We start from the raw sequence: 15,404 nt of genomic DNA, 5'->3' as shown, positions 1-15,404 counted from the left end.
ATATATAACTCTTTAAAACAACATGCAGGAAAATTCACTGGTAACCGTTATCTGCTTATGCTATAACCATGAAAAATATGTTATAGAGAGTTTAAATTCTGTTCTTAATCAGGATTATCCTTTTATAGAATTAATTATTATTGACGATTGCAGCACCGATCAATCGCAGGAAATTATTTCAAAATGGTGTATCGACCATCCTGATGCTCAATTCTTTATCAGTGTTAAAAATATAGGAAACACTAAAAATTTTAATAAGGGATTGTCCGCAGCCAAGGGTGCTTTTATAATCGATCTTGCAGCAGACGATGTTTTAATGCCAAATTGTGTTTCGCTGCAATTACAGGCTTTTAGAGAAAGTAAATACAAAAACCTTGGAGTTGTTTACGGAAATGCTATTCAAATTACCGAAAACGGTGAATTTGATTCCTATTATTTCCCTGTAGATTCTACTAAAAAAACCATCGAAAAACGACAAACCGGAGACATTTACCTTAATGTTCTTTCTGGAGGAAATAGTATTTGTTCTATTTCTGCCATGACCAAAAGATCTGTTTTTGATGCTTTAAACGGTTACGATGAAAGACTTGCTTATGAAGATCTGGATTTTTGGATTCGTGCTTCTCGACAATATGAGTTTGATTATATTGACGAAGTTTTAATCAAGAGGAGGATCATTTCAAATTCTTTAACTACTGCTTTTTACAACAAAAAACACAAACGTTTAAAAGCAATAAACCGATCCACTTATATAGTGCTGCAAAATACGCTCCAGCTAAATAAATCAAAAGAAGAAGATAAAGCGCTTCAAAAAAGGGTTCATTACGAGATTATCCATACTTTCAAAATTAAGCAGTACGGTTTACTTTTAAAAAATATAATGCTAAAGCTAAAGTTATTTTGGAGGATAAATTTTTGAAGTTTGGAGGATAAATTTTTGAAGTGGTTAAATCATTTATTTAGTTAAGACTAAAACAAACTTTTCCTAAAATAAAGCCCCAGCACAATCAGGTAAACCAAATTATCAATCGTCTGCGCTATTACAACACCTTGAATACCGAAAAAATCAATGAGATAAATGCTTAAAAAATATAGAAATAAAAGTGATAAAACCTCTGTGACAATAAATGCTTTTGTCATTTTTTTTGCAAAAAATTGATAGCCTAAAATCAGAGAACAGACCTTGAAAACATCTCCCAAAAGCTGCCAGAAAAAAAGCCCTGACACTGGCAAAAATGCTTTGGTAAATAAAATTTGGATAATTATAAATCGGGCAAAATAAATCATAACAACGCCTGCGCAGAAAACAGGCAGAATGAATTTATAATACTGCCAAAAAATCGCTTTTGTCTGTTCATTATTTTGTGCTGACGCAAGTTTTGGCAAAAAATAAACGGTGAGCAAAGTGGTTACAAAAAGCATGTAAGAGGAAGATATTCTTAACATGGTTTCCCAAAAGCCTGCTTGATCGATTCCTATAACACTGATCACTTTGTTTCGGATTAAAAGAAAAATTACAGGCCCTAATACCGACGAAAACAAAGCCATAACAGAATAAGGAAGCAGCTTTTTAATAATCTGAAAATCAAAAAACTTCAACCGAACAGCTTGCAAAAACGGTATTTCCTGCTGTATAAAATAAAAAGTGATAAAAAACAATAAAGAAGGAGAAACAGCCGCCGCGACTAAAGCGCCCATTGTTTTAAACTGAACAATTAAGAATGCGATCACTAATAAAGCTGCAATATTACCTATAATATTTACCCAGATTACCTTTTTAAATTTACTAAGTCCATTAAGGATTGCCAGTAAAAAAACAGAAACGGCGTACCAGGGAAATGCCAAAGCCAAAATTTTGAAAACTATCGCATAATCGGTTTGGGTATTAAAAATTTTATTGTCCCAAAATGATGCGAACCCATATAAAACAACGCTCATTATAAGGGCGACTAGGATCAAGATTATAAAAACCGAGGCAATAATTTTCTGAAGTTCCTGCTCTTTTTTTTTATTTTCTGCAGTATATTTTACAATTCCGTTTTGAAATCCCAGAGTAGAGATATTTTCTAAAGAATTTAAAAAATTACGCAGATTTCCCATTAACGCCATACCAGCAGGTCCTATAAAAACGGCAGCGATTTTGGAGGAAATTAAACCAATAGCGATTTTTAAAACAACGCTTAGACTGTTTAAAGAAGTAATTTTAAACAAAGTAGTCTGCACTATTTTTTGGTATAAATTCAAACTAGTATTGATTTAAAATTTCAATAATAAAACCAACTTCATCATTCGTTAAAACAGGGCTTATAGGCAGGCTTAAAACCTCATTGTGAATCTTTTCTGTTATTGGAAATGATGTATTATTCCATCCTGAGAATTCAGAATCAAAAGCTTTTTGTTTGTGGGGCGGAATTGGATAATGAATTACAGTTTGGATATTATGCTGCGCTAAATACTGTTGCAGCGCTTCTCTATTTTCTGTTCTGATAACAAATAAATGAAAGACATGATTATTGCTGTAATCCCAAAAAGGCAGCACAATTTTATTGTTTTTAATTTCGTCTAAATAACGTTTTGCAATGGTTCTGCGTTTCTCATTATCGGTATCCAGATTTGGCAGTTTTAAATTTAAAAAACCTGCCTGAAGTTCGTCTAATCTGGAATTTACGCCTTGAAATTCGTTGTAATATTTTTTCTCAGAACCATAGTTTCGAAGTGAATGAATCACTTTAGAAAGTTCTTGATCATTAGTCACAACCGCACCGCCGTCTCCTAAACAGCCTAGGTTTTTTCCAGGATAAAAGCTATAGGCAGCTGCTGAATTTAGATTTTCAAATTTATTATTTTTTGCTCCATGCGACTGCGCTGCATCTTCTACAACAATTAAATTATGCTGCAAAGCAATTTCATTTATTTGATCCATTTCGGCTAATTGTCCGTAGAGATGAACGGCTAAAATGGCTTTTGTCTTGGAAGTTATTTTCTCCTTGATTAAATCGGGATTGATGTTGTAGGTTTCTAATTTTGGCTCAACCAAAACCGGAATTAAATCGGCCTGAACAATCGCAAAAATACTTGCTATAAAAGTATTGGCAGGAACAATAACTTCGTCGCCTTTCTGTAATTTTCCAAGCTGTATGTACGCTTTAAAAATAAGGGTCAATGCATCCAAACCATTGCCCACTCCGATACAATATTTGGTTTGGCAGTATTGGGCAAAGGCTTTTTCAAAAATTTCAACTTCTTTTCCTAAAATATACCAGCCGTTTTCTAAAACTGATTTCAGTTTTTGCTGAAAAGCATTTTCATAGGGTTCGTTTATTTTTTTTAGGTCTAGAAAAGAAATCATTATAAAGTAAGTTTGTAAAAATCCTGATTATACACACTGCAGCCCAGTTCTTCTTTTTGTTGTAAAAGTCCTGGATTATATCCTTTTTCGTTTTTTTCTGTTACCACTCCCATATCAAAAAAGTGTTTTCCTTCTCTTTTAAATTTTAAAATTAAATGAATAAACAAAAAGTCTAACGCACGCACTTCTTCCCCTTTTTTTGAAGTGGCGCCGTATTGTGATTTTACGACACCATTGCTTTCAAAAATAGTGACTCCGGCAATAATTTTATCTTCTTGATAAACAGAAAACTGCCTGATATTTTTTGGAAATCTATTTTGCAGTAAAGTAATTTCTTGTTTGGAATGAACTGGGTTTATATTAAATTTCTCTGATAACCTCGGCGATAAAACTTCGTCCCAAAAAGGCGTAAAATCTGTTTCTTCGACAATATCCAGATCCAGATTTTCAATGCGTCTGAAATGCTTCATTTTACTTTTGGAAACACAAAGCGGCAACTGTAAATTGAGCGCCAGATTCATTTCTTTTCGCTCTAAAACAGCATTTCTTTTGAACAGAAAAAAATCGACTTCCTGATTCCCTTTCGCTAAATAAAATCCTGGAATGGGTCTGTAATAAAAGTTTTTTATATTGTTTGTTTTCAGAAAATTTAAAATCTCATCTAAAATTATTTCGATTTTTGCTGCTTTCAATTTTTCAAGAAAGACAAGTCCGCCGTAGGTTAAACCTTGATGAGAATAAACCGCATCTGCAGTTTTATTTGCTGGAAGAATCGCTTTAAGTTTTTCATTTTCAAAAATCAGCAGCGAGAAATCTTCAAATCGATCCTGATGGTATTCCATAAAATCTCTGTGAAATAAAAATGCGCCATTTTTGGCCTGAGCAATAAAGTCATTCCATAATGCATAATCATTTTCACGGTATTTTTTTACGGTATAGTGTTTCACTTCACAGCGTTATTTGTGGTCAAATGCTTTTAAATGCCATTTGTATCTTACGGCCAGTAATCGTACTACGATAATGACCAGCGAAGTTACAAGATATAAAACATCATCGTTTAGATTAAGTTTTCGGAGTCCAAAAAACACAATGCCGCCCAAAATACAGATCGTAGCGTAAATTTCTTCTCTAAAGACATTCGGAATTTCGTTGCATAAAATATCCCGAATTACACCGCCAAAACAAGCAGTCATAGTTCCCAACGCGATACAAATGGCAGGATGAAGCCCAGTTAAAAGACCTCTTTCCAGTCCAATTAAAGTAAATACTCCAAGTCCGATCGTATCAAATAAAAATAATGAAGTTCTAAGTTTATCAAATCTTTTTCTAAAAAGAATGGCTAAAAAGAAACCGATAATAATCACATAAACGTATTGTATATCACGCATCCAGCCAACCGGGGTTCTTCCGATAAGTACATCACGTAAGGTTCCGCCTCCTACTGCTGTTACAAAAGCAATAATAAAAACACCAAACGGATCTAGTTTTTTATGCATTGCCGTTAATGCGCCGGACATAGCAAACGCCATTGTCCCAATAATATCTAGTAAGTGAAACATTTTTTTTAAGTTACAATGCAAAGGGACAAAGTTACAAAGTTGTAAAGAAATTCAATACCAATGTCCAAAAACAAAAAACTTCGCTCTTAGTACTTACTACTAAAATTAAAAAACTAAGTCTAAATTACTTCTTCACATAAATCGGACTTCTTTTTAATAAATAAGTAACCGAGTCCATCCAGCTGTCTTTCAGATTCAGAAAAGGTTTTCTGGTTTGAGAGTAAATTTTGGTTGTATTTCGATACATATCAAAGTAAACCGTGTAGTAATAGTACAACTGTGAATTGGCCGTTGTCGTAGAAACATCATTGGTTTTTACCTTTTTATTTTTATCATCTGTTTTAGTGCCGCTGCTGTAAGTTGTGGCTGTAGAACTTTCTGAAACTGTAAACGAAATTTTAGCAGCCACAATATTGTCGACTCCTAATATTTTTTCTAAATCTTCAATTGGTGTCTGGTCAATGTTTTGCGAAGTAATTCCCGCTTTACTAAGTAAACTGTTGGTGATTCTTAAGTCTTGTACGGTTAAGGGCGCAATATTAGCGGATTTGTCCAGAAGTCTATTATACATATCGTTTTGTGCCAGTCTGGACATTTCATCAGAACTTTCTAAATTCTGTGAATTGACATAAGGAATCGGCAAAACAGCAATGGTATTGGCTTTTACTTCGACTGCAGTAATACTTTGATTTGAAGCTGTTGGGGTATTATTTTGCGAAACATCAAATGTCTGCGATCTTCCGCTCGCAAATTCGATTCTGGCAATCTGTGAAACATCGAGCGATATTTGTATGGTTTCTCCAGGAAGTGAATATTCAACGGTTTTATCAGACATCTTAGAAATAGTTCCTTCAATAATCTGATAATCTCTTTTTATAATTTTGTCTAATTTTTTTCCGCCTTGAGCGAAACCAGCAAAGGCAGTAAATACGAGTAATACAACGATGACAGCTTTTTTAATTTTCATGATCCTGAAGTTTTATCTTGGTTACCTTTTAAACATATTCAACACTAAATCAGTTAAATATACAAAAATTACTTAAACTTCAAAAACAATTCCAGCTTCTAAAAAAGCAAAATTGATTACATATTTTGTGTATAAAAATTATAATCTTTTAAAATAACGCGAAGAAAATCACTGTTGTTGCCAGATTGATTTTTTATTCCGGTTACGCTTTCAATTTTAGCGACTAATTTATATAAAACCTCATGGTCGTTTTTTGCTTCAGCCCTTTGAAAATTTTCTTTTATAATACGCACATCATTATCAGAAAGTTTGATTACTAAGGGATAAGTCGGCACATAGGCATTTCCTATTTCTTCTAGAATGGTATGACTGATGTTAATTTTATTCTTCAATGTAATAACTGCCGTTCCTGCAGCCATATCGCCTAAACGTTGTGATTTTTTGCTTGTGATAATGGTAATAAATCCAACTAAACCATAAAAAGAACTAAAATCGATCATTCTAAAAAACCAGCGAATTAGGTAATCGCCAAAACCAGCTTGGTAGCCGTCAATTTTAACTACTTTTATTTTGACTATTTTCTTTCCGATCGACTGGCCTTCAAAAATACTTTCTAAGGTTATGGAATAAATCATGATCGGAAAAAAGAAGATCAAAAAAATCGCTCCCACAGACCAATCATCTAAAGTATTAAACCATTTTTCTAAGTTAAAAACAGAAAAAAACAGCAGTAAAATAGTTACTACATAGCAGATTTTAACGAACAAATCTATAAAGTATGCCCCTAGTCTTTCGCCCGCAGAAGCTGCTATGAAATTTATTTTAACATTTTGTGTTGTATTAATAGATAATTCTGACATATTTTATATTTTAGCAGACAATGAGAGAAATTGCTTTTATAAAACAAAATAAAGAAAAATGGCTGGAATTTGAGCTAGCTATTTTTGGTAAAGCTAAGAAAAATCCTGATGAATTAGCTAATTTGTACATTCAAATGATGAATGACCTTGCGTATGCACAGACGTATTATCCTAAAAGTAAAACAGTTGTATACTTAAATCATTTGGCTTCGCAGATTTATCAGAAGATTTACAAAACCAAACGTACAGAAAAAAATATGCTTTTGTATTTTTTTCAAATCGAAGTACCGCTTTTAATGTATCAATACAGAAGATATTTGATCTATTCTTTTGTGCTGTTTTTTGTAACGGTTTTTGTAGGCGTTATTTCGGCACGATACGATCAAGGTTTCGTCCGATTGATTTTGTCCGACGGTTATGTAAATATGACTTTAGAAAACATCAAAAAAGGAAATCCAATGGCCGTGTATGGTTCTGGTTCTAACTGGGGCAGTTTTGTCGGAATCACGATGAACAATCTTTTTGTTGGAGCCAAGTGTTATTTGTATGGAATTCTTGCCGGTTTGGGTACTTTGTATATTTCGATGCAAAACTGTATTATGCTGGGAGCTTTTCAATACTTTTTTTATGAGCAGGGTGTTTTCTGGAAAAGTGTCCGTGGTATCTGGATTCATGGCTCTATGGAAGTTTTTGCGATTGTAATCGAAACTACTGCTGGTTTTATTCTGGGTGCGTCGATATTGTTTCCTAAAACTTTTTCGCGCATAAATTCTTTTAAAATTGGTTTTAAAAATAGTTTTAAAATATTTCTGAGTACTTTTCCTTTTACGATTTCTGCCGGGTTTTTAGAGGGTTTTATAACACGTTATTCTATCGATATGCCCAATTGGTTAAGCAGCGGTATTATCTTAATTACACTAGGAATCATTTCTTTTTATTATTTGGTTTATCCCTTTATTGTTCATAAAAAATTACAGTTAAGCGCCCAATCAAATTAAATTACAGCCTATTAAATGAATAAATTTTTATTTTTTTTATATTTTATTTTACACTGCAGTTTTATTAGTGCTCAAGACACTACTATTATTGTACAGGATCCTCCAAAAATAGAAAGTATAAAATATACTGAAAAAGACATCAAAATTGATGCTGATCCAGTAAACGCAAAACATTTTGAGAAAGACTTTAAAAATAACTACAAAGGTTCTGATTTTGTTTACGAACATAAAGAACCTAAAAAAACCTGGTGGGATCATTTTTTAAATTGGCTGGCCAATATTTTCAGAAATTTATTTCATTTCAAAACATCAGAAGCAGCCTTAGATTTTGTAGGTATTTTGATCCGAGTTATAGCGGTAGCTGTAATTGTAATCGTGATTTATTTTATTGCGAAAGCACTAATCAATAAAGAAGGAAAATGGATTTTTGGTAAAGACAGTACTAAGAAAACTATTTTCTACACTGACGCAGAAAAAAACATTCACCTTTTAGATTTCGAAAAACTAATAAAAGAAAGTATTGCTTCTGGCGAAAAACGTATCGCTGTGCGCTATTACTATCTTTGGCTGTTAAAAGTCATGGCAAAAAACCATTACATTGAGTGGGATATCGAAAAAACAAATTCTGATTATTTGTACGAGCTCCAACGCCCTGCACACAAAGAAGAATTTACGTATTTATCTTATCTCTACAATTACATCTGGTACGGTGAATTTGAAATTGATGAAACTACGTTTCTTAAAACTCAAAACAGATTTAAAAATGCATTAAAAACCTTTGGCAATGAATAAAACTATAAAAATATACATTGCTGTTTTGGTTTTCATCTTCATTTTGATTGTAGTATTAGACAAAGGAAATCCAAAACCAATTGACTGGAGACCAACTTATTCAGTAGATGATAAAATTCCGTTTGGTTTATATGTTTTTGACCAGGAAGCTAAAGGATTATTTAAGAATCAAAATATCGAAAGAATTTCGACACAGACTCCTTATGAGTTTTTAGATTCAAAACTGAACAGCTATCAGGAGTATTCTGAAGATAGTCTAGAAGTAGACACGTATACTATTAAAGGGACTTTCTTAAACATTTCTGAAGATAATCAGATTGATGATCAGTCCGTAAAAGAACTTTTCTATTTTGTTTCAGAAGGAAACAACGCTTTTTTAAGCATGCAAGTGTTTCCAAAACTGCTTGCTGATTCCTTAAAAATTGAATTAAAAACAGATTTTCTTCCAACAAAAGAAGTTTCTTTCTGGATGGCTAATAAAAAAGTGAGCAGCCAGAAATATCATTTTAATACCGGTGCAAATAGTTTTTTCTCTAAAATTGACACTTTAAAAACTACTGTTTTAGGATATCAGGAAAGTTCAAACAATAAGAAGAATATTAATTTTATTAAGATTCCATTTCAAAAAGGTTATTTCTATCTGCATACACAACCTGTAGCTTTTACCAATTATAACCTGCTTAAAGCAAATAATTTTGAATACGCCGAAAATGTGATGAGTTATATGCCGAAAAAAGATGTTTTCTTTTATACAAAAACCGAAGACAGTGCAAACATTTCCGGCTCACCTTTACGATACATTCTCAGTCAGCCCGCGCTAAAATGGGCTTTGTATTTAGCACTGATCGGAATTTTTATTTTTGTTTTGTTTAATGCTAAACGCAAACAACGTATAGTGCCAATTATAAAACCGCTTCCAAATTTGACGGTTGATTTTACCAAAACAATTGGAAATCTATATTATCAGGAAGGAGATCACACCAATATTATAGATAAAAAAATCATTTATTTTCTCGAAAAAATCAGAAACGAATATCTGATTGAGACGCACAAATTAGATGATAATTTTATAAAAAAGTTGCAGCACAAAACAGGTAAAAATATCACCGATATTGAAAATCTTGTTTCTTTGATTAACGAACACCGAAAAAGTTACCACGGAAGTCTTGAAGAAGATTTAATTCGAATCAATCAGGCAATAGAGAAAATTTTAAACTAGAAGTTAACCTACATTTATAAAGAAAAACAGACCAAATCATGGACGACATCAATACAACAGCAAACGAGACTACAAATGAAAATGTGAATTTTGAAACCAGAATCAATTTGGGGCCGCTTCTGGATCATGTTAGCAGCATTAAAAGAGAAATAGAAACGGTTATTGTAGGGCAGCATAAAATGGTAGATCAGCTTTTGGTTGCTATTTTATCAAACGGACATGTGCTTCTTGAAGGTGTTCCGGGAGTTGCTAAAACAATTACAGCAAAATTATTATCTAAAACCTTAAATATTGGTTTCAGCCGAATTCAGTTTACACCCGATTTAATGCCATCTGATATTTTGGGAACCTCTGTTTTCAATTTAAAAAATTCGGAATTTGAATTTAAAAAAGGTCCGATTTTTTCTAATTTGATTTTGATTGATGAGATTAACCGTGCGCCGGCCAAAACGCAGGCTGCTCTTTTTGAAGTTATGGAAGAACGCCAGATTACAATAGACGGATCGGCTTATCAATTAGAAGCGCCGTTTTTGGTAATTGCAACTCAAAATCCGATCGAACAAGAAGGAACTTACAGACTTCCAGAAGCGCAATTAGATCGTTTTCTATTCAAAATCACGATCGATTATCCAAAATTAAACGAAGAAATTCTAATCATTCAAAGAGAGCATTTATTGCAGGATCACGGAAAATTAGAAGCCATAAAAACGATACTTTCTGCGCAGGAAATCAAACACTACCAAGCCTTGGTAAAACAAATCAGAGTAGAGCAGAATTTGTTAGAATATATTGCCAGAATTGTAATTAACACCAGAGAAAATGCCTTTTTATATTTAGGTGCTTCGCCTCGTGCTTCTATCGCAATTTTGAATGCTTCAAAAGGTTTTGCTGCTATCCGCGGACGTGATTTTGTAACGCCTGAAGACATTAAAGATGCTGCAGTTCCGGTATTGCAACACCGTGTAATTGTAACTCCAGAACGTGAAATGGAAGGAATTACCAGCACCGAAATCATCAAACAAATTATAGAAACTGTCGAAATTCCAAGATAATTTTTAAGCAAATGAACCATTTTAAGCTTTTTGTATTTGCCTTTTCTTCGTTGCTGCTGGTTAGTTTTTCACCTGCAGCTAATGCTATTGTAAAAAATGAAAAATTTTATTTTAAAACTGACAAACAGGAAATTGAAAGTTTGATTAGAAAAGCCTATCAATGGATTGAATCTAAAAATAATAACAACGATTTTGATCCTGTTGAAAATAAAAAGAAAGATAAATACATTGGCTTAAACCTGACTGTACATAAAAAAAGATTAGAAGATTTAAAAAAGACCAATTTCTTTTCGCAGCAGTTTCTGGACAATTACAACAAAATTGCTTTAAAAATTGACTCTAATCTTAAAAATAAAAAGATAGAATGGTTTGTGGGCGAACTTCCTCCTTTTGGAAATGATGCAAATCCGTGGTGCAATTGTCAGGATTATCCCGATGAATACTGGAAAACAATAGCTGTAAATAATTTGAAAATTGACAATAATAAAGCGTCTTTCTATTGGACATGGTCTTGGAAGGGAGATTTTAAATACAAAACCACTGTCGTAAAAGAAAACGGCGTTTGGAAAATTGCTTCTCTAGAAGGCTTTAATTTTGATGAATTCACTAAAATTTATCAGTAAAACATAAAACTAAGAAAACGTGAAATTCATAAAAAGCCTTTACCTCAATAACTTCTTTTTCTATGTGCTGATGGCCATTATCGGACTGTTCACCTGCGCTTTTATTTTCCCAAATTTATATCATGCTGTTTGGTATCTGATACTTGTATTGGGCACATTTACAATAATAGACGTATTGCTTTTATACATCAACAAAACAGGAATTGAAGGCGAAAGAGTAACACCAGAAAAACTTTCGAACGGTGATTTGAACCCAATTACGATTATCATCAAAAATCACTATACGTTTGCTATTTTGGTAAAAGTAATTGATGAAATCCCGTTTCAATTTCAGGTTCGAGATTTTAAAATTTTAAAAACCATAAAAGCAGCCGCTCAAAAAGAATTTGGGTACGATCTGCGCCCGACTGAACGTGGAGAATATCATTTTGGAGCTTTAAATCTCTATGTTTCCTCTCCTTTACGACTCATTTCCAGACGTTTTCAATTTGAAGAAAATAAGATGGTTCCGACCTATCCTTCTTATATTCAATTGAGAAAATATGATTTACTGGCATTCTCGAATAATTTATTTCAATACGGAATCAAAAGAATCCGCAGAATTGGCCACACAATGGAGTTTGAGCAAATTAAAGAATATGTACAAGGAGACGATCTTCGAACTTTAAATTGGAAAGCGACCGCAAAGAAAAACGCTTTGATGGTCAACCAGTTTCAAGACGAGAAATCACAATCGGTTTATATGGCAATTGATAAAGGCCGTGTGATGCAAATGCCTTTTGACGGTCTGAGTCTATTGGATTATGCTATTAATTCGACTTTGGTTTTGTCAAATGTTATTCTAAAAAAACAAGATAAAGCCGGACTTTTTACTTTCTCTAAAAAAGTTGAAAATAGAGTTTTTGCAGAAAAAAGAGCTTCGCAGATGCAGAAAATACTAGAAACTTTATACAATGTAAAAACAGATTTTTTTGAAAGTGATTACAGTCGCTTGTATGTAGATATCAAAAAGAATATCAATCAGAGAAGCTTGATTATTTTGTACACCAATTTTGAAACCATGGACGGACTCAACCGCCAGCTCCCTTATTTAAAAGGAATTGCAAAAAGTCATTTATTGGTGGTGGTTTTCTTTCAGAATACAGAACTTAATTCGATCATTGATAAAAAAACCGAAACGATTCAGGAAATTTATGATAAAGTAATTGCTGAAAAATTTATGTTCGAAAAACGTCTTATTGCTAATGAACTGAAAAAATACGGAATTCATACGGTTTTGACACAACCTGAAAATCTGACTTTAGATGCTATTAATAAATACTTAGAGATTAAGTCAAGAGGGATTCTGTAAACAATAAAATGCAGCTTGTAAAATTGTAAAATGATTCTTTAATAAATAATAACGCTATGAAAAAATTATTACCGCTTATCTTTTCTCTTTTACTTGTTTCTGCTTACGGACAAGAAAACAAAATTGAAGTTACCACGAAATATGATTTTCCTGAACTTGGATCACGAGAGTTTTTTATAGAGAGTTTTCAAGGAATAGAGAAAATAGACGTCAGCATTAGTGACAACCAAAAAATTGCTGGAAAAAATTTCAAACTCATCATTCGAAAATATCGAAATGGTAAACCTCAAATTGAAAAAGTTGTACACGATACCAAAAAAGAAGAACTGCCAAAAATTGGAAAAGAATTTAAATTTTCTATTATCGCACAGCAAACATTCAATAAGGAACGAATTGGATTTATGTTTCCTAATTTTATGAATAAAAGCAGTTTTAATGTGGATCAAAAGTATTCTGAAGAAAATGCAAATACTTTTTTAATGCGAACGGTTACTAAAATCGATAAAATTAACCTAGAAATTGGTAAAGAAACTCAAATTGCATTAATTACACCGCCAAACGATGATGAAAATGCAGGTGAATTGGGATATTGCGAAATATCAAAGGGATACATCGATATTAATGAATGGTATAAAAAATACAAACTAACCGAGTTTTTTATGATATATCTGGTAATTCAAGATTAATTCTTTTTTAATAAAATCGCTTTGTTAATTTATGGTTATTTTAAAATCATGAATTGAATATTTCGTTGATGTAATACTGATTTTGAATTAGTTTTGAAAATAAATATTCATCAAACAAATCACTTCAAACCGATTAAAAATGAAAAAGATATTTTTAGCATTCTTCATTTTAGCAAACCTTTGTACTCAAGCTCAAAAAACAGAAAACATCATTATCATTACCACAGACGGTTTTAGATGGCAGGAAGTTTTTAAAGGAGTAGATCAGGCTATTGCTAATGACAAAAAATTCAATCAAGGTGACAGTGCTTACATTTATAAAAAATTCTTTGATGTTGATTTAAAAAAATCACGCGAAAAAATCATGCCTTTTTTCTGGACCGAAATTGCTTCAAAAGGGCAGATTTACGGCAATCGCGAACTAGGAAATAAAGTTGATGTTGCCAATCCGTATTGGTTTAGTTATCCTGGTTACAGCGAAATCATGACTGGTAATGTTGATCTTGCGGTAAATTCAAACAGTTACAAACCCAATCCGAATGTCAATGTTTTGGAGTTTTTGAATAAACAGCCAAAAATAAAAGGAAAAGTGGCAGCTTTTGGCGCGTGGGATGCTTTTGATCGCATTTTAAATGAAGAAAGAAGTGGTTTTCCAGTCGTTTCTGCTTTTGATAAAGTCGGCGGGAATAAACCAACCGACACACAAAAATTACTGAACGAAATGCGCGACAATTCGTTTAAACCTTTTCATAATGACGAATGTCTGGATGTTTTTACACACTATCAAGCATTGGATGAGTTAAAAACCAAAAAGCCAAAAGTGCTTTATATTTCGTACGGAGAAACTGATGAATGGGCGCATCACGGACATTACAGATCGTATCTTGATGCAGCCAATCAAGTTGATAAATGGATTCAGGAAATCTGGAATTTTGTGCAAAACGACCCGCAGTATAAAAACAAAACAACCATTTTTATTACGACAGACCACGGACGAGGCGATAAAACCAAAACACAATGGACAGATCACGGCGCTGATGTTCCCGGAGCTTCGGAAATATGGTTTGCAGCCATAGGGCCAGAAATTGCTCCAAAAGGCGAAATAAAAACAAACTCTCAAATCTATCAAAAACAATTTGCACAAACAATTGCAAAAATTTTAGGCTATAATTTCGTAACCGATCATCCTGTTGCAGATGAAGTTAAAGAGGTTTTTGAAAAATAGTGCGGTTATTTCGCCGCGAATTCACGAATTTCAATTTAAATAATTCGTGAATTTTTTAGTTTATTATCAATAAAATTCGTGAATTTGTGGCAGATCTTCACTTTGTTATAAATGAAAAAATTACATAAAGAAATTATATGGATAATCATATTATTACTAATAAGTTATAGCATTTGGAATCCTCAAATAATCCTCGATTTAGATTCAGTTGATTCTACTATCGATATCAACATTCATGATGCTTATTTTGTAATTGCCTCAACTAACATTTTAATTCTAATAATTGGAGTTGTTTTCTATTTTATTTACTTTCTAAGGATTATTTTCAATAAATTTAAAAGCAACTTAATCAATTGTATATTCCTTTTTGCAAATCTTTTAATGATTATTATAATGTCATTTTGTACTCAAGTAATAAAAATGATGGTGATTTTGCCTGGAACAACAATTTATCCTCCTCTTTCTTCTAAACCTGTAGTTCATCAAGGTAACGGATTAGACATTTTATATTCTCGTTTTATAATCATATTAGTCATTTTTATTGTGACTTTTATTTTAGTAACAGCAATTACTTTGATTAATTATAAAAGGAAGGACAATCACAAATAATCGATTTAATCAATATACAATTCGTGAATTGCTTCGCCTATTCGCTATCGTTTGGGTCCTGGCGAATAAAACTTTGAACCTTTGTTTCTCTGTCTCTTTTTAACTTTAAAAAAA

General features: G+C 32.5%; 16 protein-coding genes. 10 read left to right on the top strand and 6 right to left on the bottom strand.

What is annotated here, in order from left to right; all coding sequences use genetic code 11:
* The first annotated feature begins 22 nt into the window (after positions 1-22).
* Positions 23-919, top strand: a complete 897-nt coding sequence (locus C4F50_RS01665) for a glycosyltransferase (protein ID WP_193844692.1) — start codon at positions 23-25, stop codon at positions 917-919.
* Between the two features lie 50 nt (positions 920-969).
* On the opposite strand, the gene C4F50_RS01660 is transcribed toward C4F50_RS01665, so the two are convergent.
* From C4F50_RS01660 to C4F50_RS01635, 6 genes are all read right to left on the bottom strand, one after another.
* Complete coding sequence (locus C4F50_RS01660; RefSeq protein WP_228011939.1) at positions 970-2,244, bottom strand: O-antigen translocase; 1,275 nt, start codon at positions 2,242-2,244, stop codon at positions 970-972.
* 1 nt (position 2,245) lies between these two features.
* Positions 2,246-3,349 (bottom strand): DegT/DnrJ/EryC1/StrS family aminotransferase, encoded by a 1,104-nt coding sequence (locus C4F50_RS01655; protein WP_193844691.1) that lies wholly within the window; start codon positions 3,347-3,349, stop codon positions 2,246-2,248.
* Entirely contained in the window at positions 3,349-4,296 is a 948-nt protein-coding gene (locus tag C4F50_RS01650) for a FemAB family protein (RefSeq protein WP_193844690.1), read from the bottom strand. Before C4F50_RS01650 ends, C4F50_RS01655 begins: the two co-directional genes overlap by 1 nt.
* 9 nt (positions 4,297-4,305) lie before the next feature.
* Positions 4,306-4,908, bottom strand: a complete 603-nt coding sequence (locus C4F50_RS01645; protein ID WP_193844689.1) for a trimeric intracellular cation channel family protein — start codon at positions 4,906-4,908, stop codon at positions 4,306-4,308.
* Positions 4,909-5,032: 124 nt separating this feature from the next.
* The gene (locus C4F50_RS01640; RefSeq protein ID WP_193844688.1) at positions 5,033-5,875 is read right to left on the bottom strand and encodes a hypothetical protein; all 843 of its coding nucleotides are present in this window, start codon (positions 5,873-5,875) and stop codon (positions 5,033-5,035) included.
* Between the two features lie 116 nt (positions 5,876-5,991).
* Positions 5,992-6,735, bottom strand: coding sequence for an RDD family protein (locus C4F50_RS01635; RefSeq protein ID WP_193844687.1), 744 nt, complete (start codon positions 6,733-6,735; stop codon positions 5,992-5,994).
* A gap of 20 nt (positions 6,736-6,755) precedes the next feature.
* Between C4F50_RS01635 and C4F50_RS01630 the strand changes: the two genes are divergently transcribed.
* From C4F50_RS01630 to C4F50_RS01590, 9 genes are all read left to right on the top strand, one after another.
* Positions 6,756-7,733, top strand: a complete 978-nt coding sequence (locus C4F50_RS01630) for a stage II sporulation protein M (RefSeq protein WP_193844686.1) — start codon at positions 6,756-6,758, stop codon at positions 7,731-7,733.
* 15 nt (positions 7,734-7,748) lie between these two features.
* Positions 7,749-8,525, top strand: coding sequence for a DUF4129 domain-containing protein (locus C4F50_RS01625; RefSeq protein WP_193844685.1), 777 nt, complete (start codon positions 7,749-7,751; stop codon positions 8,523-8,525).
* Positions 8,518-9,744: a DUF4350 domain-containing protein gene (locus C4F50_RS01620; RefSeq protein ID WP_193844684.1), complete on the top strand. Its 1,227-nt coding sequence runs from the start codon at positions 8,518-8,520 to the stop codon at positions 9,742-9,744. The genes C4F50_RS01625 and C4F50_RS01620 overlap by 8 nt, the downstream gene beginning before the upstream one ends.
* A 38-nt stretch (positions 9,745-9,782) precedes the next feature.
* A complete protein-coding gene (locus C4F50_RS01615) occupies positions 9,783-10,796 on the top strand; it encodes an AAA family ATPase (RefSeq protein ID WP_193844683.1) in 1,014 nt (337 codons plus the stop codon).
* 11 nt (positions 10,797-10,807) lie between these two features.
* On the top strand, positions 10,808-11,419 hold the full coding sequence (locus tag C4F50_RS01610; protein ID WP_193844682.1) for a hypothetical protein: 612 nt from the start codon (positions 10,808-10,810) through the stop codon (positions 11,417-11,419).
* A gap of 70 nt (positions 11,420-11,489) precedes the next feature.
* Complete coding sequence (locus C4F50_RS01605; protein WP_193845825.1) at positions 11,490-12,770, top strand: DUF58 domain-containing protein; 1,281 nt, start codon at positions 11,490-11,492, stop codon at positions 12,768-12,770.
* 56 nt (positions 12,771-12,826) lie between these two features.
* Positions 12,827-13,456, top strand: a complete 630-nt coding sequence (locus tag C4F50_RS01600) for a hypothetical protein (protein ID WP_193844681.1) — start codon at positions 12,827-12,829, stop codon at positions 13,454-13,456.
* A 139-nt stretch (positions 13,457-13,595) separates the two neighbouring features.
* Entirely contained in the window at positions 13,596-14,681 is a 1,086-nt protein-coding gene (locus C4F50_RS01595) for an alkaline phosphatase family protein (protein ID WP_193844680.1), read from the top strand.
* Between the two features lie 393 nt (positions 14,682-15,074).
* The gene (locus C4F50_RS01590) at positions 15,075-15,290 is read left to right on the top strand and encodes a hypothetical protein (RefSeq protein WP_193844679.1); all 216 of its coding nucleotides are present in this window, start codon (positions 15,075-15,077) and stop codon (positions 15,288-15,290) included.
* The last annotated feature ends 114 nt before the right edge of the window (positions 15,291-15,404 follow it).

Origin of the sequence: Flavobacterium hungaricum (assembly GCF_015182285.1) — a bacterium.
In the GTDB taxonomy this organism is placed as follows: Bacteria; Bacteroidota; Bacteroidia; order Flavobacteriales; family Flavobacteriaceae; genus Flavobacterium; species Flavobacterium hungaricum.
Note: the sequence above shows the minus strand (reverse complement) of the source record. Positions and strands in the feature narration are given on the sequence as shown.